This is a genomic window from Jiangella anatolica (genome assembly GCF_003236295.1).
Lineage (GTDB): Bacteria > Actinomycetota > Actinomycetes > Jiangellales > Jiangellaceae > Jiangella > Jiangella anatolica.
In genome coordinates, this window is the sequence record NZ_POTW01000036.1 from 23,120 (window position 1) to 41,890 (window position 18,771).

The following is an 18,771-nucleotide window of genomic DNA, read 5'->3' on the forward strand; positions in this document are numbered from 1 at the left end:
TCATGACACGACGGGACCGGCCTGCACGGCGGTCACCGTCGGGGCGGAGGTGGTGTCGGTCGTGCGGACGTACCAGGTGTGCGGGCCCTTCGGCAGCTTCAGGCTCAGCTGGTAGGCGGCTCCGTCGGTGACGTCGGTGTCCTGCGGGTCTACGGCGGTCATGGTCCGCACGACGCCGTCGACGACGAGCTCCACCCGGTGCGGCTGCTGGCCGTCGGTGTCGGTGTAGTCCGCGGTGAAGGTGAACGTCGTGCTGGTCGAGCCGGTGGCCGCCGAGACCCCGAGACCGCCGAGCGTGGGTGCCGTGCCGGACGGCGCGTTGGTGAAGCTGATCGAGTCGACGTGCAGCTCGCCGTCGACGTCGGCGGTCTGCTGCAGCCAGAGCTCCAGCTTCGCCGCGGACCGGTCCAGGCCGGGGAAGGCGTCGAGGTCGAAGTGGTACGTCGTCCACGTGGCCGGGACGGCCAGCAGCGCGCTGCCGGAGATCCGATGGCTGGAGTCGGCGTCGGTCAGCTGGAACCGCACCCGGTTGCCCGGCGACGGGCTCTTCATGACGACCGTGACGTAGCGATATCCCGACAGGTCGGCCACGTCGTGCCACGGCTGGAACTTCGCCTGCGAGCTGGCCGACGCCGGGTTCTGGACGAACCGGCCGGCGGTGCGTCCGTCGATGACGACCTTGCTGGCCGAGCCGACGCCGGCGTGGTTGTTCCACCAGTTCACCCAGGTGTAGCCCTGCTGGCCGAACACGCCGTCGCCGCCGAAGCCGTCGTAGAGCAGCGGCGTGCCGGGGCCGGGCAGCGGCGGGGCGACGGTGTAGTGCGTGGACCCGTAGCTGTGGGCGCCGCTGGCCTGGGTGCCGCGGACGTCGACCCGGGTCGTCGTGTAGGGCGCGAGGCCGCTGACGTCCACGACCCCGGTCGAGACGCCACCGCCGGCGGCGGTCATCGGCTGCCAGTCCGGGCCGATGCGGTGGTCGGTGAGCGACGTCCCGCCGGCGGCGAACACCGTCACCTCGCCGGTGACGTAGTCGCCGATGAGCGGTGACGTGACGCTCATCGCCGTGGGCGGGGTGCCGACGGTGGTGGGCGCGTCGTTGATGCGGGCCAGGCCGACGACGGAGTAGAGCAGCCCGGCCTGGATGCTGATCGAGTACTCGTTGTAGCGCCACTGCTGGCCGCTGTCGGCCCACACGGGACGGTCCTCGTACCAGGGGCTCGCGCTGCGCGAGTCCAGCGGATCCTTCGCGTTGGGCCCGCTCACCAGTGCGCCGGGGACGACGATGCCGTCGCCGGTCTGGCTCTGCGCCTGCTCGTCCAGCCGGGTGTGCAGGTACCGCACGTGCTGTTCGCCGATGCCGGACACCCAGCTGGTGTTCCATGGGTTCGCGCCGAACATCCAGTACATCCCGCGCAGGACGGCCTTGAGGGCGCGCTGGTCGCCGAAGAGCTCGTAGTAGCGCAGGGCGTCAGCCATGTAGGAGGCGTGCGGCTCGTTGACACCGAAGTTCTTGAACTGGTTGATCACGCCGTAGGGGGTGTCGTCGGTGGAGGAGAGGATGTAGTCGAGCTGGTTCTTGAGGAAGCGCTGGATGGCGGTCTTCCCGGCCGGTGTCGCGATCGGGTAGAGCTCGGCCATCGACAGCGGCGCCATGTCCCAGTAGTTCGTCGAGGACCGGACGTTGAACGTGGTGGCGGCGATCGTCGCCTCTGCGGCGTCGCGGAAGGACTGGTCGCCCGTCAGCAGCGCGAGCTCGGTCTCGGCGAACAGCAGCGAGTTGGCGATCCCGTCGCGGGTCGAGTACGAGCCGATCGGGTCGGTGCGGTGGGCGACCGCGTAGTCGTAGTAGAGCAGGGCGGTCTGCTCGCACAGGGCGGCGAAGTCCTCGTACTCCGCGACCAGAGCCGCGTCGAGGTGGCCCCGGTCGATCGCGGCCTGGATCGCTCGCGCGGTCGCGGCCAGCGTGGCGGCGGCCTTGGCCGAGCCGCCGACGCCGGGCCCGGAGATCCGCCGGTCGTCGGCGGTGCCGATGACGCCGTCGGTGTGGTGCTCCGGGTGGGCGAACCCGCCGCTGCCCTTGATGTCGTAGAGGGCGCCGCCGAGAGCGTCGGCGAAGCGGATCAGGTACTCGCTGCCGAAGCGGGCCTCGTCGACGAGGTCCGGGGCGCCGTTGCCGTCGCCGTCGAACGCGACCTCGGCCACCGTGCCGTGGCGCAGGTAGCTGATCGCGATCGAGCCGCCCACCCACTGGTTGCCGGCGTACTTGCCGTAGTCGCCGGCGTCGTACCAGCCGCCGGTGAGCGCGTGGTGGGTGCTCCCGTCGGCGGACGCGGCGTCGTCGAGGTGCCCGGCCGCGTGGAAGACGTCCGGGCTCGGCGCGATGTCGCTGTAGCCGGCCGGGTAGACGGTGGACGTGGCCACCCCGGCGCGCTGGATCCGGTAGAAGGCGGTCATCTCGTCGAGGTAGCCGTCCCAGACGTCCGGCTCGATGGCGAACGTGGGCGAGGAGACGCCGCCGACCTCCACGGCGAAGCCCTCGCCCTGACTGGTCAGCCCGGTGAACTCCACGACGTAGACGTGCTGGCCCCAGGTCGTGCCGCGGTCGAGGAGCACGCAGCTGGGCTGGACGACGGTCGAGCCCTGGACGATGCGGCAGCTGGTCCCGGCCGGGAGCTTCGCGTCGGCCACCACGTAGGCGACCTTGTAGGCGCCGGCGCTGTACCCGGCCTGGCTCACGGCGACCTCGAGCACGGTGGCGGTCGCGGCTGGAATCGCTGTCGTGACGGAGAGGGGGACGATGGCCGCGAGGGCGGCGACGAGGGCCCACCAGCGGATGCGGAATGTCTTCAGCATGACACCCTTCCCGCCCGGGCGCCGTCGCCCAGGCCGGGTCAGTATCACACCATAATTAACGCTAGCGCAATATTCAGAAACAAGATGTTCGAAACTGTTCCTAATGGGTGCGTGATGTGCGTGCCGGGATCAACGAGCCGGCGGGACGGTCGAGGCCCGGATCCGCAGCCGGGGCTCGACGTGGACGTGCAGCGGCGCGGACGGCTCGCCGGCGTCGTCGATGCGGTCGATCAGCAGGCGGGTCGCGAGCGAGCCGACCGCTTCCCGGTCAGGCGCCACCGCCGACAGGGGCGGGTCGGCGAGCGCGGAGATCTCGTCGTCGTAGGCGATGATCGACAGGTCGTCGGGGACGGTGATGCCCGCGCTCCTGGCCCGATGGATCAGCGTGAGCAGTGAGTTCTCGTCGCCGTGGCAGAACAGTGCCGTCGCGCGGTGCTCGCGGAGGCGATCGAGCACGAGCTCCACGGCGCCGGGGTTCCAGGTCGGGCCGCTGCCCAGGTCATCGGCGCCGAGCAGCAGCGCGTCGCGGCCGAGTCGCGCCTGGCCGATCGCGTCGGCCCACCCGGCGCGGACGAGATCGGCCGTCTGGGTGCGGCCGCGGCTGATCATGACGATCCGCCGATGGCCGAGGTCCAGCAGGTGGCGCACGGCGCCGACCGCGCCCTGCTCGTGGGCGGACCGGACGGTCGAGGGCCCGCCGAGGCCGCTGCCGGGCAGCGTGCGCTCGACGAGCACGACCGGGACGCGGACCGAGTCGAGCCGCTCGCGCAGCGGCCGGTGATCGTCGTCCAGCTGGATCGACGGCGCGAACAGCAGGCCGTCGATGCCGTCGCGGACGAACTCGTCGAGCAGGCGCAACTCCTCGTCCAGGTCGTACTCGGACACGACCAGCTTCATCTCGCCGCCGCGCCGGCGCAGCGCGGCCGACACACCGGCGGCCACGTGACGGTAGTAGTACGAGGTGGGCACGATGAGGCCGATCGAACCGGTGAACCGTTGCGGCGCCGAGGCGGACGCGGCCTCGGCCCCGCCCCGCAGCATCGCGCCCCCGCGCACCTTGTCGAGCACGCGTTCGTCGACGAGCGCGTCGAGATCGCGCCGGATCGTGACGTGCGAGACGCCCAGCTCCTCGACGAGGCGAGCGACCTGGACGGCTCCTTCTTCTCGGGCACGCGCGACGATGTGCGCGCGTCGTTCCGCGGCGAGCATGCGAGTCCTTCCGTCCCGATCTGGCCTGACGCCGGTCGGGTGCGACCGGGCGGTCCAGTCGGTCACATTATCGACCGGATGCTTTCGAACCCGTACGGTCTCGTGCTCTCGGGTGCATTCGTGTCGCCGATCTCATGCCATGGTGCTGAGGCGGCCCGCGTCGACCCGGTGCCGAAGTGGCCTGCCGTCGAGGAACCGTTCGAGCTCGTCGAGAGCGGAGTCGGCCAGCCTGCGCGCCTCACCATGCATGGCTCCGGCGATATGGGGCGTGAGCTGGACGGACGGCAGCTCGTAGAGGGGCGAGCCGGCGGGGAGCGGCTCCTGCTCGGTGACGTCGAGGATGGCCCGGATCCGCCCGTCCCGGCAGGCGTCGATCAGCGCCTCGGTGTCGATCAGGGCGCCGCGAGCGGTGTTGATGAGGACGGCGTCATCTCTGAGCAAGGCGAGTCTGCGGCGGTCGAGCAGGTGCCGCGTCTCGGGGAGCTCCGGTGCGTGCAGGCTGACGATGTCAGAGCATCGCAGCAGCTCGTCGAGCGCCACCAGGGTCGCGCCGACCCGGGCCGCCTGGCTCGCGTGCGCCGTCGGATCGGCGACGAGGACGGTGACGTCGAACGGCCGCAGCAGCTCCGCCACCCTGCGCCCGACCCGGGAGAGCCCCACCAGGCCGACGACGGCGCCGTGGTTCAGCGTCGGCGGGACGAGGCGGCGCCAGGCGTCGCCGCCGTCCCGATGCTGGCGGTATCCCTCGACGTACCGCCAGGTGCGCCGGCCCTCGAGCAGGATCGTCCCCAGCGTGAACTCGGCGACCGGCTTGGCGTTCGCATCCGCGGCGGAGGTGACGACCAGTCCGCGCGCCCAGCCGGCCGGCGGGATGTGGGTCTTGACCGATCCAGCGGCGTGGAACACCGCCACCAGGCGGGGCGCGGCGGCCAGGACGTCGTCGTCGAGTGGTGGGCAGCCCCAGCCCGTGAGCAGCACCTCGACCTCGCCGAGCTCGGCGCGCACGAGCGCGTCGTCGAGCGAGCCGGCGGGCAGCGGTCCGCGCACGTCGCACAGGTGATGCAGGCGGTTCAGGCGCGGCAGGTCGAACATGTCGCGGAAGTGGCTGTCGCCCATCGCGACAACGGTCCGCGGACGAGGAAGGGGGGACGTCCGCGCGATGCCGGCGCGTCGGTCGTCGCAGGTCGCGCTCATGGGGCGATTCGACCACACGCAGCCACACAACGACAACTGTTGGAACGAAATGAAAAGAAAATGAAATTCACACTTGCGCTTCTGGCTCGTTGGTTGAATGATGACTCCGTCACACCGTGGTGGCTGCCCTCCGGCCTGAGACGTCCACGGTTCGTGGCCACCCGTCACGCTGCGCCGTGCAGCAGGTCATGGAGGAGCGAACACATGAGATCGCGTCAGAGGCCGCTCGTCGCCGCGGCGGCGGCCCTCGCCGTCGTCACCGCACCCGCCGCGTGCTCGAACGACGACGAGGGCAGTGCCAGCGCCGGCGCAGTCACCATCACCGTCATGGGCCAGCCGGCCGCAACGAACACGGCCGCCCTCGAGCTCTTCCAGCAGCAGGTGGAGGAGTTCGAGGCGGCGAATCCCGGTATCGACATCGTCGGGTCCGACGTGCCCTGGGACGCGAAGACCTTCGCCGCCCGGCTGGCCGGCGGCAACGCGCCCACCGTCATCCGGGTGCCGCTGACCGAGCCGCCGTCACTGATCGAGCGCGGGCAGGTCGCCGACATCGCGGCCGAGGCGTCGGAACTGGAGAGCTTCGACGAGCTGAACCCGCGGGTCATGGAGTTCCTCGTCCGCGACGACGCCGTGTACGGGATCCCGGAGAAGAGCTACGCGTTCGGGCTGGTCTACAACCGGGCGCTGTTCGAGCAGGCCGGGCTCGACCCCGACGACCCGCCGGCCACGTGGGACGAGGTCCGCGCGTACGCCAAGCAGATCAGCGACGCGACCGGGAAGACCGGTTTCGGGGAGATCTCCACCAACAACAGCGGCGGCTGGCATCTCACCGGCTACACCTACACCAACGGCGGCACCATGATCGAGCAGGGCGGCGACGGCGCCTGGTCGGCGTCGTTCGACGCCGAGCCGGCCCGGCAGGTCCTGGAGTGGTGGAAGCAGCTGCGCTGGGAGGACGACTCCCTCGGCGACAACGTGCTCGGCAAGCAGGAGGACCTGCTCGCGGAGTTCACCGCCGGGAACGTCGGCATGTGGATCTCCGCGCCGCCGGATCTGTACCCGAACTACGTCGCCGCGGGCGGCGACCCGGCGGTCTACGGCGCCGCCGCGATGCCGCAGGGCGGCGCCGACGCGACGCTCGCCGGCGCGACCGTGCTGATGGTCGACGCCAAGGCGTCGGCCGAGGAGCGGGCGGCGGCGGTGAAGTGGATCGAGTTCCGCGCGCTGCGGCCGAACTACGATCCCGAGGTCGCCACCGAGTACGCCCAGGCGTCGGCCGAGGACGGCCTGCCCGTCGGGGTGCCGGTCCTGCCCATCTTCAGCGAGGAGCGCTACGCGACGATCCAGGAGGCCATCGCACAGTATGTGAACGTGCCGGTGGAGAACTTCGCGTCGTACGTCGAGTCCCTGGACCGCTTCACCTACGTGCCGGAGCCGACGGTCGCGTCGCAGGAGATCTACGCGGCCCTGGACCCGCTCGTGCAGTCGGTGCTCACCGACCCCGACGCCGACATCGACGCGCTGCTCGCCGACGCCGAGGCGCGCGTCAACACGATCCTGGAGCAGGCACAGGGATGACGTCGGCTCCCACCCATGTCCCGGCGGCGGCCCGGGAGGCGCCCGGCAGCGCACCCGTCCGCCGCCGGGCGCCGGGGCCGCGCCGGGCGTCGAGCCAGCGCCGTCGCTCGGCGGCGAGCGGTCTGGTCTTCTTGCTGCCGGCGCTGGTCCTCTTCGGGTACTTCGCCTGGTGGCCGATCGGCCGCAGCGTCGTCCTGGCCTTTCAGCAGACGAACCTCGTCGACGCCCCGCAGTGGGTCGGCTGGCAGAACTTCGAGCAGCTGTTCGCCGACCCGCTGCTGCCGACGGCGGCGCTGAACACGTTGTGGTTCGCCGCGTTGTCGCTGCTGATCGGCCTGCCGATCCCGCTCGCGGTGGCCGTCGTCATGTCCGAGCTGCGCCGCGGCGGCGCCCTGGCCCGGGTGCTCGCCTACCTGCCGGTGGTGATCCCGCCGGTCGTCTCGGTGCTGCTCTGGAAGACCTTCTTCAACCCCGGTGAGCAGGGCGTCGTGAACGCCGCGCTCGGCGTCGTCGGGCTCGGGCCGTACCCCTGGCTGCAGTCGCCCGACCTCGCGATGCCCAGCCTGGTGATCGTGGCGACCTGGTCCGGCGCCGGCACCGCCGTCCTCATCTACCTCGCGGCGCTGACCGGCGTCAGCACCGAGCTGTACGACGCGGCCGAGCTCGACGGCGCCTCGGTCTGGCGGCGGGTGTGGCACGTGACGCTGCCGCAGCTGCGCGGCGTCATCCTGGTGCTCCTGCTGCTGCAGATCATCGGCGCGTTGCAGGTGTTCACCGAGCCGTACGTCATGACCGACGGCGGCCCGGCGAACGCCACGGTGACGGTGCTGCTGATGATCTACCGCTACGCCTTCCTGTTCGGGAACTACGGCGTCGCGACCGCGCTCAGCGTGCTGCTCGCCGCGGGGCTCGTCGTCGTGTCCGCCGTCTACCTCCGGCTGACTCGCGCCTGGAGCACCTCATGACCCGGCGTGCGGCCGCGGCGCCCGTGCGCGGCATCCTGTCCGAGCGCGACTGGGGCCGGCGCCGCACCCGCGCCGGATGGCGCGGGCTGCACACCGTGCTGTTCGCCGGCCTGGTGCTGTTCGGAGCGCTGCCGCTGCTCTGGATGATCCGGGCCGCGGCGTCGACGACGACCGATCTGGTCCAGCGCCCGCTCGCGCTCTGGCCGGACCCGGCCAAGTGGAGCAACATCGCCGACGCGTGGAACCTGCTCGGCATCGACCAGTACCTGCTCAACACGGTCTGGCTCGTCGCCGGATCCTGGCTGGTCCAGCTGGTCGTCGCGACCGCCGCGGGGTTCGCGCTGGCCGTCATCCGGCCCTGGTACGGCCGGTTCGTCTACGCCGCGCTGCTCGCGACCCTGTTCGTGCCCGGCACCGTCACCCTCGTCGCGCTCTACCTCACCGTGCTCGACCTGCCCGGCCTGGGCATCTCGATCGCCGACACCCCGTGGGCCATCTGGTTGCCGGCCGGCGCCCACGCGTTCAACATCCTGCTGGCGAAGCAGTTCTTCGAGACCATCCCGCGCGAGCTGTTCGAAGCCGCCCAGGTCGACGGCGCCGGCTGGTTCACCGTCTTCCGGCGCATCGTGCTGCCCATGTCCCGTCCGATCCTGGCGGTGATCTCGCTGTTGTCCATAATGACGGCGTGGAAGGACTTCCTCTGGCCGCTCATCGTCCTGCCCGACCCCGCCATGCAGCCGCTGTCGGTGGCCCTGCCCCGGCTGGCGCAGAACACCGACCCCGCCTACCTCATCGCCGGGCTGCTCATCGCGAGCATCCCGCCAATCCTGGTCTTCCTGCTGTTCCAGCGCCACATCGTGCGCGGCATCGGCTTCACGGGGCTCAAATGAGGGCGCCCGTGGCGGTGCAGCTGTACTCGGTGCGCGACAGCCTGCGGCAGGACCCCACGGCCACCCTCGAGTGGCTCGCCGCGGCCGGCTTCGGCGCCGTCGAGCCGTTCGACCTCGTCCAGTGGGCGCCCGCGCTGGAGGGGCCGCTCCGCGCGACCGGGCTGACCGCCCGGACCGGCCACGCGAGCCTGCTCGGCGGGCCCGACCCGGCCGCGGTCTTCGACGCCGCCGCCCGGCTGGGCGTCACCACCGTCATCGAGCCGACGGTGCGAGACGGCTGGGACGACCTCGACGGGGTCGCGCGGATCGCCGACGGGCTCAACCGCCTGGCGGAGCTGGCAGGTCCCCACGGCCTGACCATCGGCTATCACAACCACTGGTGGGAGTTCGCCGACCTCGGCGGCCGCACCGCGCTGGAAGGGCTCGCCGACCGGCTCGACCCGTCGGTCGTCCTCGAGCTCGACGCCTACTGGGCCGCCGTCGCGGGCACGGACGTCGCCGCACTCGCCGCCCAGCTCGCGGGCCGCATCCAGCACGTGCACGTCAAGGACGGCCCGATCGAGCTCGACCCCGCGGCCCAGGTGCCGGCCGGGTCCGGCCGCACCGACCTGACCGGCGTGCTGGCCGCGCTGCCCGCGGCGACGCGGGTCCTCGAGTTCGACGACTACCCCGGCGACGTCTTCGCCGCACTCGCCGCGGGCGTGGCGTGGCTGCACACCGTCGAGAGGGAAAGCCAGTGAACCGGAGCGGTCGAGTCGGCGTCGGAGTAGTCGGCGCCGGCAACATCAGCGAGCAGTACCTCGGCAACCTGACGCGGTTCCCCGACCTCGACGTGCGATTCGTCGCCGACCTCGACCCGGTCCGCGCCCGCGCCCAGGCCGGCCGGTTCGGCGTGCCCGGCGCGGGCTCCCTCGACGAGCTGCTCGCCGATCCCGCGATCGAGATCGTCGTCAACCTCACCGTCCCCGCCGCGCACGTCGAGGTCGGCCTGCGCGTGCTCGAGAGCGGGCGGCACCTGTTCGGCGAGAAGCCGTTCGCGCTCGACCTGGTCGCCGGCCGGCGGCTGCTCGACCGGGCGAAGGACCTCGGACTGCGGGCCGCCAGCGCGCCGGACACCTTTCTCGGCCCCGGCCTGCAGACCTCCCAGCGCCTCGTCGACGACGGCGCGATCGGCCGGCCACTCACGGCGCTCGCGCAGTTCCAGGCATCCGGGCCCGAGTCGTGGCACCCGAACCCGGAGTTCTTCTTCGCACCCGGAGCCGGGCCGCTGTTCGACATGGGCCCCTACTACTTGACGGCCCTCGTGCAACTGATGGGGCCCGTTTCGCGCGTGAGCGCGGCGGCGTCGACGTCACGACCGACCCGTGTGATCGGATCCGGGCCGCGCGCGGGTGTCGAGTTCCCCGTGCGCGTGCCGACCTACCATGCGGCGTTGCTGGAGTTCCGCGACGGCGGTGTCGGCCAGGTGGCCTTCAGCTTCCAGGCTCCGCGGTGGCATCCGCCGGTGGTCGAGGTGGCCGGGACGGCCGGCGCGATCGCGCTCCCCGATCCGAACGGGTTCGCCGGTACGACGCTGCTCTGGACCGACGACCCGCGGACGCCGGCCGAGGTCGAGCCCGGCATCGCCGAGCACACGCGCGGCATCGGCGTCGTCGAACTGGCCCGCGCGATCCGGGCCGGCGTGCCCGAGCGAGCCAGCGGCGACCTCGGCTTCCACGTCCTGGAGGTCATGGCGGGCATCGCCTCGGCCGCGGCATCGCACGGCCCGGTCGCCATCGTCAGCACGGTCGAGCCGGCACCGGTGCTGTCCCCGGGCTGGGACCCCGGTGCGGCCACGCTGACCACCCGAGCCGCCCCACCACGGGCCGAGGCGATGCCGAACCAGCCTGCGACGGGAGTCTGACATCCGGACTCGATCCGCCGTGGCGCGCCGGCTCGTGCCCTGGGCGACCGCTCCGAGTTGCAACCTCCGGCGCGGTGAGCGCAATATATTGCATGCCCGTTCCCCAAGACGCTCAGTCGATCGGCCGGCGCCTCCTCCGCGATGACGTGTACCACCGGCTCCGCGATGCCATCGTCGACGGGACCCTGGTGCCCGGCGAGCAGTTGCGCGACGCCGAACTGGCGACGTGGCTCGGGGTCAGCCGGACCCCGATCCGGGAAGCACTGCTGCGCCTTTCGGAGGCGGGACTGGTCTCCGCCCTGCCCGGGCGTTCCACGACGGTGAGCTCCCTGGACGAGCGCGATATCCGCGAGGCGCGAGGCGTCGTCGCGGCCATGCACCAGCTGGCGGTCCGCGAGGCCGTCGGCCGGCTCACCGATGCCGACCTGGAGGCGATGCGCGAGGCCAACGCCCGATTCCGCGCCGCGATCGAGCAGGGCGACATCGAATCGGCGCTCCGCGCAGACGACGACCTGCACAACGTTCCCGTGGCGGTGGCCTCGAACCGAGCGCTGACGACAGTCCTCGACCAGTTCACCCCCGTGCTCCGCAGAGCCGAGCGGCTCCGGTTCTCGTCGCTGGGCGGGCAGGCCTCGGCGGCGCGGCACGACGAGCTCATCCGGCTGTGCGCGCTCGGCGACACTGATCGTGCCGCCGAGATCGCCTTCGGGACCTGGAACACGTTGTCGGCCGTCAGCGAGGACTGAGGCCGCGGATCAGCGGCTCACAGACCCGGTCCTCGCGGCCTCGTCGATGACGTCGGAGACGACCGCGGCCTGCGTCATGAAGAGCGCGTGACTGGCCGGCACGTTGGTGATCTTCGCACCGCTCCGCGCCGCCATGTGCTGCAGCATGGCCTGGTCGAACGACTTGTCCTCCGTGGCGATGACGGCCCAGCTGGGCTTGTCACGCCAGGCGGCGTTCTTCACCGGCGTGCCGAAGGCCGACATGTTGATCGGGACCTGCGTGTCGCGCAGGAAGGCGGCGTCCGCGTCGCTGGCGTCGTGGGCGAAGCCGGCCTTGAACTTCTCGTGATTGAGGAACCCGAATCCGTCGTCGACGACATCGATGACGAAGTCCGGCGTCGCCGCGAAGCCCTCGTACTGCTGGCTCGTGGTCTCGCCGGCGTCGGGCACCAGGGCGGAGACGTAGACCAGGCCGGCCACGTTCGGATGGACACCGGCCTCCGTGATGACCGTGCCGCCCCAGGAATGGCCCACGAGGATCGTCGGACCGTCCTGGCGGCTCAGAACGCGCGTGGTCGCAGCGACGTCGTCCTCCAGTGAGGTGAGCGGATTCTGCACGATCGTCACCCGGTAGCCGCGCGCCGTCAGGTTGTCGTAGACGCCACGCCATCCCGAGCCATCGGCGAACGCACCGTGCACCAGCACGACGTTCTTGATCTCCTGGTCGCTGCTCATGATCTGGTCCTCCCCTTCCCGCACCGGGTGCCCCCCGCGCGGATCCTGTGAAGCTCGGCGATCGCCGTCGCGATGTGCAATATATTGCATGTCGGCGACGGGCACAAGGGTGCCTCGGCTCGAGAGGGACGGCGTGCGGTGGGGGTTGCCGGCCGAGCGCGCCGGCAACCCCCACCGCGTTGTGACTACTGCCAGAAGCCGACGTTGAAGATGATCTTGTCGGCTCCGTCGACGAGCCGCGCAGCCTCCTCCTCGGTCAGCTTCCCCTCACTCTCCAGCGAACCGACCTGGCTGACGAACGCGTTCAGCAGAGCGAGCGTGCCGCCCTCGTCCGTGGTGAGGAACTCGTACGCCCGGTCCAGCTTCGCCGCGAGCGCGCTGCGGTTGCCCCGGTTCAGGCCCGTGCCCGCGACGCTCTCCTCGAGCCGGTTGAACTCGTCGACGAGGAACGCCTCCGGGTGCCAGAGGTAGTCCCGGGCGAACGTGGTGAACAGCTGGTTCCACGCGTTGAAGTCGTGAGCGCCGGAGACCACGACGTTCTCGACCACCGCGTTGTCCAGGGCCGCGACCAGGGCCGGGTTCGGCAACCCGAAGTCCCACGCCCCGCCGCCGAAGAGGATGTACGGCGCGGCGAGATTCGGCGTGGCGTTGTTGACCCGCACGCCGCCGCTCCACGGGCCGTAGTAGCCGAACGCCGTGGGGTCGTAGTTGATGAGGTTCGCCGTGACGACGCTGCCCGCCGACAGACCGGCGAACGCACGGTCGCGCGGCTGTGCCGACACGTTGTAGTTCGACTCGACGAACGGGATCACGATGTCGCGCAGGTTCGGATACCCCGCCGCCGGGGCGCCCAGGTAGTTCGTCGCCGTCGTGATGACGACCGCCGGCTCGGTGGAGCCGTCCTGGATCAGGTTGTCCATGATGACGGGGACGCTGCCGATGTTCATCCAGTCGGACTGGTCCTGGCCGCCGCCGTGCTGCATGTAGATCGTCTTGTACGGCTCGGCCCGGTCCGGGTCGTATCCCGGCGGCAGGTACACGCCCAGGGTCCGCGTGGTCGTGCCGATCTGGATCGGCACATAGCTCCACGTGCCCTTCGGCGAGTCGGGCCTGGGGTTCTCGATCGCGCGCGCCGCCAGCGGAGCGTAGTTCTGCTTCTGCGCGTCATACGGCACGTTCACCTTGTTGAAGGCGCGCCGGGCGGTGCCGGTGAGACCGTCCGGAGCGTAGATCGGGGAGTTCGCCGGGTCGGTCACCCACAGGCTCGTGTTGTTGTCGACGTAGAACCAGTACTGGTTGGCGCCGGCAGCGAGGGGCACCTCGGTGACCCAGTAGCCGTTGCCGGCGTTCGTCATCTCCACGTCGTAGGCGCCGCCCCCGCGCATCAGGCCGGGCCGGTACTGCGACGGCTGGTACACCGTCGGGTCGGTGGGATCCTCCCAGTTCCGCAGCATGATGTCGGCGACGAACCGGACGCTGGTCGCGTCCGGGTCGTAGTAGACGAAGCGCCCGGTGTAGCCGGTCGGCGAGTCGGGGTCCGCGACGACGGTCGGGCCCGGGGTCAGCGCCGCGTCATCGGCACCCGCCGCGGGCGCGATGCTCAGCGCCGTCGCCCACGCGAGCACCAGCGCGACGATCAATCGTGGGAGCCGGGCCCGATGGCGACCGCCACCGCCGGCGTCCCCGACTCTTCCAGCCTGTCTTCCGAGGTGCAGAGCTCTCGTCACCGTTCCTCCTTGAATGGCCGCTGGGTACCGGAGCCGCGGAATCCGGCGACGCCAGGCTAGCGATCGTTTACGACGTTGTAAATACAAGGTTGTAAACGCGCTGGCCTGGGACTTCGAGTACGTGCGGAAGGGCCGGCGATCAGGTGGGGGAGACTCCGGTCACTTGAGCACGGAGTCGATGAACGTCGCGAGGTTGCGGCGGGCGCGAGCGACCTTCTCCTCGACGGTGAGGGTCTCGTCGATCTCGGCGCCGACGATGGACTTCTTGCGGCCGCGAACGTAGAGCGAGCAGGCGAGATCGGCGCAGAGGTACTGGCCGACGGTGTTGCCCTGGCGGCCGGCCTCGCCGGCGCGGCGGGCGGTCATCAGCGACACGCCGCCGCTGGTGTGCGTCGTCAGGCAGAGCGAGCACATGCTGCGCGCGGTGAAGCCACGGCCCGCCTTCGGGGCCGCCCGCAGCGTGACGCCGAGCAGGCCGCCGTCGTCGCGGGCCGTGACGAGGTAGCCGCGGTCCGGCGCGCCGGGGTCGCGCCAGCCGAGGAAGTCGAGGTCGTCCCACGGCTGTTCGTCGAGGTCGCGCGGGACGCTCAGCCGTTGCGCCTCGCCCTTGGAGCAGTTGACGAAGGAGCGGCGGACGTCGTCCTCGGTGACCGGTCTCATGCTCGCGACGCTAACGCCGCCCGATTTCCGCGGGCAACGCATTTACCGGCGTCACCCGAACAGGATGCGGCGGGCGGCCGCGCGGCCGGGCGAGGTGCGCAGCAGCGCGATCCCGGCGGCCGCGAGCGCCGGCGTGCGGACCCTGGCCAGCCCGTGCCGCAGCAGCAGGCGGCTGCGGAACCGAGCCCGCAGGTCGGCGCCGTCGTAGTGGGCCAGCGGGTCGGGCCGGCCGGAGCGCAGCGCGTCGTCGAGGACGGCGGCGGCCTGCTCGGACATCCGCAGGCACGGGTCGAGGCCGCCGGCGGTGAGCGGCGAGACCGCACCCGCGGCGTCGCCGACGAGCAGGCCGTCGACGCAGCTGATCCGGCGCAGTACGCCGCCGACCGGGATCGGGCCGCCGCGCCGCTCCACCACGTCGCTGCGCCGCACGCCGTCGAGCCCGGGCGCGGTGGCGGCGAACCGGGCCAGGGCCCGGCGCATGCCGTCGGGGAACCGGTCGGGGTAGCCCGCGACGCCGACGTGGGCGTGCTTGCCGTCGTCGATGACCCAGGCCAGGTAGCCGGGCGCGAGCCGGGGGTCGATCACGCAGTGGAACGCCAGCGGCTGGTCCGAGCCGGCGATCGGGAAGATCTCCTCCGCGCCGGCGAGCAGGTGCCGGTTGCGGTCGAGCCCGAGGTCGCGGGCGACTCGCGAGCGCGCCCCGTCCGCCCCGACGACGTATCGGGCGCGCACCCGGACCGGCCCGTCCGGTCCGGTCAGCAGGTACGACTCGAGGCCGCGGCCGTCGTAGCGGGTGCCGAGCCGGACCCGCACGCCCGCGGCGGTCGCCGTCCGCGCCGCGTCGGCGTAGATCCCGGCCATGTCGGCGACCCGGTACTCGTCGTGAGCGCTGAGCAGCGTCACCGGGCCGCGGCGGCTGGGCGGATAGAGGAGGACGCGGCGGATCGGCGGGCCGAGGCAGTCCTCCGGCAGCGCGAAGTCCTCGAGGCTGCGGCGGACGAAGATCCCGGTGGTGCGGATCGCGACGTCGAGCCGGGACCGCCGCTCGGCCAGCAGCACGTCGTGGCCCCGTCGCGCCAGCAGCGTCGCGGTGCGCAGCCCGGCCAGCCCGGCGCCGACCACCAGCACGTCGACGTTCACTCGTCACCGTCCGGGACCCACTCGAGCAGGTCGCCGGGCTGGCACTCGAGCACCCGGCACATCGCCTCCAGCGTGCTGAACCGCACCGCCTTGGCCCGCCCGTTCTTCAGCACCGCCACGTTGGCCGGCGTCAGCCCGACCCGCTCGGCGAACTCGCCGACGCTCAGCTTCCGCTTCGCCAGCTCGACGTCGATGCGCACGACGATCGGCATCAGATCACCGCGTCCATGTCCGCGCGCAGGTTCGTCGCCTGGCGCAGCAGCGCCCGCATCACGATCATCAGCAGCACGAGCACGCCGCCGGTCAGCACCACGCCGAACAGCAGCACCGGCAGCCCCGGGCCGGGTTGCAGGACGCTGACGAAGATGAACGCGCCGAACAGCAGCACCCAGGCGGTGGCCATCGTCCACACGATCGCGTCGACCCAGACGAACGCGGCCTCGCTGAAGATCCGGTCGGCCTTGACCATGCCCAGCAGCTTCCACGTGCAGACGATGACGACCTGCACGCACAACAGCTCCACGATCGAGAACGCCAGCGCCGGCCAGCGCAGGTAGGCGAAGTCCGGCTCCTCGTCGGCGAGGTGCGCGAGCGTGCCGGGCAGGATCGCCACCTGCGCGACGACCAGCCCGGCGAACAGCAGGACGAGCAGGATCCGGAGCGGGCCCAGCGCCCGGTGGGTCGACAGCATGCATCGACCCTCGCTGCCTATCGATCGAAAGTCAATAGATTTCGCTCGAATTGCGAGCTAGCTCGCAGGACCCGTCCCGACGTTGAGGATGTTGCCGTCGGGGTCCTTGAACCAGGCGCCGCGGAACGGCCCCAGCTCGGCGATCCCGCGCTCGTCGGTCTTGAGTCCCGGCAGGTCGTACTGCTCGAACGTCACCCCCTTGCCGGTCAGCTCGTCGACCGCCGCGTCGGCGTCGTCGACGACCCAGGTCGCGACCGTCTGCGGCGGACCGCCGGCGAACTCGCTCGGGTACAGCAGGAACCGGGTGGCGCCGGAGCGGTACATGATGCCGCCGGCGGCGTCCTCCATCTCGGGGCTGAACCCCAGGGTGCCCTCGTAGAAGGCCCGCGCTCGCTCCAGATCCCCCGTCGCGATGGTGGCGTAGACCGGATAGTCAGTCAGCATGACCATCACCCCCCACGCTGAACGTACGCCCCTCCCGGGGCGATGACCAGGGGGTTGGGCCGGCGGCGTGCGACGTCTGTCGGTGCCGGGTGCTTGGGTGGGCCCGTGCCTGAAACCGACGGCGCGGCCGATCCTCGGCGGGCTGGGCAACATCGACGCGTTCAGCTTCGCCGGGCTGCCCGGCATCGACCCGTGGGAGGCCGGCACCGTGCGGCTCTACGACCCCCGCACCGGCCTGTGGCGCTTGTACTGGATGACGTCGCGCTCCCCGGGTGACTTCGACCCGCCGATGGAGGGCCGGTTCGAGGACGAGGTCGGCGTCTTCTACGGCGCCGAGGAGCGCGACGGCCGGGCCGCGCGGGTGCGGTTCGTGTGGACGCACACACCCGGCGCGGCCCGCTGGGAGCAGTCCTACCGGTTCGAGGAGGACGGCCCCTGGAAGACCGACTGGATCATGGACTTCCGTCCAGCCGGCTGAGCCCGGCGCGGCTAGGAGAGTCCGACGGTCACGCCGCCGGAGAACAGCGAGTCGTGCAGCTCCACCGCCGCGGGAACCGCGTCGACCGGGATGTCGAAGACAACCGTTCCAGTGAGCGTGTTGCCGGGGTTGATCTCCTCGTACAGCGACTGCGACTCCGGCAGGTAGATCGCCGCCTCGCTGTCAGCGCTCGCCTTCCGGCCCTCGGTGTCGATGAGGTACTGGTTGTCGCCGAAGAACGTCCCGGGCTGGTCGCCGTGGTTGGTCACGGTGATCGTCACGTAGACGAAGCGGCCCTGCGGACTCGCCCCGAAGGTGTCGTCGCCGATCCGCTCCGGCCCGTCCTCGACGGCGTCCACGACGAAGGTGAAGTCGCCGTCCTCGGCTGGCTCGCCGAGTCCCGGCCCGGTGTCCTCGGCCGGCTCGTCCTCCGCCGGCGCCGCGGCATCCCCCTCCGTCGTCGCCGGGGTCTCTGCGTCGTCGCCGCCCGTGGCCGCCTGGATGATCGCGATCAGGACGATCACGCCGATCACGATGAGGAAGGCGTTCCGCACACGGTGCCGCTTCTTCTGCGGCTCCGCGACGGCGACTCCCGCCGACGCCGGACGCTGCGCCGTCATAGCTGCCGGCCCGCCCCGAGGTCGCGTCGCCCCGGTCCAGCGCGTGCCGTCCCACCACCGGTCCACTGTCGGGTCCTGGCCGTCCTGGTACCAGCCCTCGGCCCACTGCTGCTCGTTCATGGATCCCCCTGCGTTGTCGGTCCCCCGCGAGGCCGACCAGGTGGCCGCGGGCCGATCTGGCCCAGGGCACGAACGCCCGGCTGGCCCTGTCTCCGGGCGCGGGGATGACGCAGGATGGCGCGCATGCGGTTTCGCCATGTCCCGGAGGTCTGGGCCGATCACCCCACCCTGAGCGCCGGGGTCCTCGTCGTCGACGGCGTGAGCGGCGCGGCCGAGGTGGACGAGGCGGTCGGCGGGTACGTTCGCCGGGCGCTGACGATGCTGGCGGACGGGCCGGTGAGCGCCCTGCCGCAGATCCAGGCGTGGCGGCGGACGTTCGCCGCGATGGGGCTGAAGCCGACGCAGTACCGGTGCGCCGCGGAGTCGCTGCTGCGCCGGCTGGGCAAGGACGGCACGCTGCCACGGATCCACCCGCTGGTCGACCTCTGCAACGCCGCGTCGGCGGCCGCCGCGATCCCCGTCGCCGTGCTGGATCGCGACCGTGTCAAGGGCGACCTGGAGGTCCGCTATGCGCACGGCGACGAGACGTACGCGACGTTCGCCGGCGAGGTCGAGCATCCGGCGGCCGGCGAGGTGATCTTCGCCGACGAGGCCGGGCAGGCGCACGCGCGGCGGTGGACGTACAAGCAGAGCGGCGCGTCCGTCGTGCGGCCGGAGACGCGCGAGGTGCTGATCGTCGCCGAGGCGCTGCATCCGGGCGCCGCCGCCGACGTCGAGGCGCTGCTGACGGCGCTGGCCGCGGACCTGGCCCGGGCCTGGCCGGCGGCGCGGATCCCGTCGGCCCCGGCCATGCTCACCAGCACGGCGCCGGTCGCGAAACTCACTGGCTGACACCGTCG

19 protein-coding genes are annotated in these 18,771 nt (G+C 71.6%); 8 read left to right on the top strand and 11 right to left on the bottom strand.

Annotated features, from left to right (window positions below; genetic code table 11):
* The 3 genes from C1I92_RS16135 to C1I92_RS16145 all read right to left on the bottom strand — a co-directional run bounded on the left by C1I92_RS16135 (position 1) and on the right by C1I92_RS16145 (position 5,256).
* Positions 1-2,853 carry a glycoside hydrolase family 9 protein gene (locus C1I92_RS16135; RefSeq protein ID WP_111255677.1) on the bottom strand — a complete coding sequence of 951 codons (2,853 nt, stop codon included), beginning with the start codon at positions 2,851-2,853 and terminating at the stop codon, positions 1-3.
* Positions 2,854-2,982: 129 nt separating this feature from the next.
* Complete coding sequence (locus tag C1I92_RS16140; RefSeq protein ID WP_111255678.1) at positions 2,983-4,062, bottom strand: substrate-binding domain-containing protein; 1,080 nt, start codon at positions 4,060-4,062, stop codon at positions 2,983-2,985.
* Positions 4,063-4,194: 132 nt separating this feature from the next.
* Entirely contained in the window at positions 4,195-5,256 is a 1,062-nt protein-coding gene (locus C1I92_RS16145) for a hydroxyacid dehydrogenase (protein ID WP_111255679.1), read from the bottom strand.
* Between the two features lie 204 nt (positions 5,257-5,460).
* Between C1I92_RS16145 and C1I92_RS16150 the strand changes: the two genes are divergently transcribed.
* The 6 genes from C1I92_RS16150 to C1I92_RS16175 all read left to right on the top strand — a co-directional run bounded on the left by C1I92_RS16150 (position 5,461) and on the right by C1I92_RS16175 (position 11,338).
* Entirely contained in the window at positions 5,461-6,834 is a 1,374-nt protein-coding gene (locus C1I92_RS16150; protein ID WP_158564153.1) for an extracellular solute-binding protein, read from the top strand.
* Entirely contained in the window at positions 6,831-7,799 is a 969-nt protein-coding gene (locus tag C1I92_RS16155) for a carbohydrate ABC transporter permease (RefSeq protein ID WP_111255681.1), read from the top strand. Before C1I92_RS16150 ends, C1I92_RS16155 begins: the two co-directional genes overlap by 4 nt.
* On the top strand, positions 7,796-8,689 hold the full coding sequence (locus tag C1I92_RS16160; protein WP_111255682.1) for a carbohydrate ABC transporter permease: 894 nt from the start codon (positions 7,796-7,798) through the stop codon (positions 8,687-8,689). Before C1I92_RS16155 ends, C1I92_RS16160 begins: the two co-directional genes overlap by 4 nt.
* 8 nt (positions 8,690-8,697) lie before the next feature.
* Positions 8,698-9,429, top strand: a complete 732-nt coding sequence (locus C1I92_RS16165) for a sugar phosphate isomerase/epimerase family protein (RefSeq protein ID WP_199521288.1) — start codon at positions 8,698-8,700, stop codon at positions 9,427-9,429.
* Entirely contained in the window at positions 9,426-10,592 is a 1,167-nt protein-coding gene (locus tag C1I92_RS16170) for a Gfo/Idh/MocA family protein (RefSeq protein ID WP_111255684.1), read from the top strand. The genes C1I92_RS16165 and C1I92_RS16170 overlap by 4 nt, the downstream gene beginning before the upstream one ends.
* A gap of 92 nt (positions 10,593-10,684) precedes the next feature.
* Positions 10,685-11,338, top strand: a complete 654-nt coding sequence (locus tag C1I92_RS16175) for a GntR family transcriptional regulator (protein ID WP_111255685.1) — start codon at positions 10,685-10,687, stop codon at positions 11,336-11,338.
* Positions 11,339-11,347: 9 nt separating this feature from the next.
* Here the strand turns inward: C1I92_RS16175 and C1I92_RS16180 are convergent, their stop codons facing one another.
* The 7 genes from C1I92_RS16180 to C1I92_RS16210 form a co-directional block, all read right to left on the bottom strand.
* Positions 11,348-12,052 (bottom strand): alpha/beta fold hydrolase, encoded by a 705-nt coding sequence (locus tag C1I92_RS16180; protein ID WP_111255686.1) that lies wholly within the window; start codon positions 12,050-12,052, stop codon positions 11,348-11,350.
* Positions 12,053-12,237: 185 nt separating this feature from the next.
* Positions 12,238-13,692 carry a hypothetical protein gene (locus tag C1I92_RS16185; protein WP_199521290.1) on the bottom strand — a complete coding sequence of 485 codons (1,455 nt, stop codon included), beginning with the start codon at positions 13,690-13,692 and terminating at the stop codon, positions 12,238-12,240.
* A gap of 246 nt (positions 13,693-13,938) precedes the next feature.
* Positions 13,939-14,439: an FBP domain-containing protein gene (locus C1I92_RS16190; protein ID WP_111255687.1), complete on the bottom strand. Its 501-nt coding sequence runs from the start codon at positions 14,437-14,439 to the stop codon at positions 13,939-13,941.
* Between the two features lie 51 nt (positions 14,440-14,490).
* Positions 14,491-15,579 carry an FAD-dependent oxidoreductase gene (locus C1I92_RS16195; protein WP_111255688.1) on the bottom strand — a complete coding sequence of 363 codons (1,089 nt, stop codon included), beginning with the start codon at positions 15,577-15,579 and terminating at the stop codon, positions 14,491-14,493.
* The gene (locus tag C1I92_RS16200) at positions 15,576-15,791 is read right to left on the bottom strand and encodes a helix-turn-helix domain-containing protein (protein ID WP_111255689.1); all 216 of its coding nucleotides are present in this window, start codon (positions 15,789-15,791) and stop codon (positions 15,576-15,578) included. The genes C1I92_RS16195 and C1I92_RS16200 overlap by 4 nt, the downstream gene beginning before the upstream one ends.
* Positions 15,791-16,270 (bottom strand): DUF2975 domain-containing protein, encoded by a 480-nt coding sequence (locus C1I92_RS16205; protein ID WP_111255690.1) that lies wholly within the window; start codon positions 16,268-16,270, stop codon positions 15,791-15,793. The genes C1I92_RS16200 and C1I92_RS16205 overlap by 1 nt, the downstream gene beginning before the upstream one ends.
* 57 nt (positions 16,271-16,327) lie before the next feature.
* Positions 16,328-16,714 carry a VOC family protein gene (locus C1I92_RS16210; protein ID WP_158564154.1) on the bottom strand — a complete coding sequence of 129 codons (387 nt, stop codon included), beginning with the start codon at positions 16,712-16,714 and terminating at the stop codon, positions 16,328-16,330.
* 67 nt (positions 16,715-16,781) lie between these two features.
* Here C1I92_RS16210 and C1I92_RS16215 point away from each other — a divergent pair, with 67 nt between their 5' ends.
* Positions 16,782-17,192 carry a hypothetical protein gene (locus tag C1I92_RS16215; protein WP_158564155.1) on the top strand — a complete coding sequence of 137 codons (411 nt, stop codon included), beginning with the start codon at positions 16,782-16,784 and terminating at the stop codon, positions 17,190-17,192.
* A gap of 11 nt (positions 17,193-17,203) precedes the next feature.
* On the opposite strand, the gene C1I92_RS16220 is transcribed toward C1I92_RS16215, so the two are convergent.
* Entirely contained in the window at positions 17,204-17,932 is a 729-nt protein-coding gene (locus C1I92_RS16220; protein WP_158564157.1) for a DUF4352 domain-containing protein, read from the bottom strand.
* Between the two features lie 123 nt (positions 17,933-18,055).
* Here C1I92_RS16220 and C1I92_RS16230 point away from each other — a divergent pair, with 123 nt between their 5' ends.
* Positions 18,056-18,763 (top strand): B3/B4 domain-containing protein, encoded by a 708-nt coding sequence (locus C1I92_RS16230; protein WP_111255705.1) that lies wholly within the window; start codon positions 18,056-18,058, stop codon positions 18,761-18,763.
* Positions 18,764-18,771 lie beyond the last annotated feature (8 nt).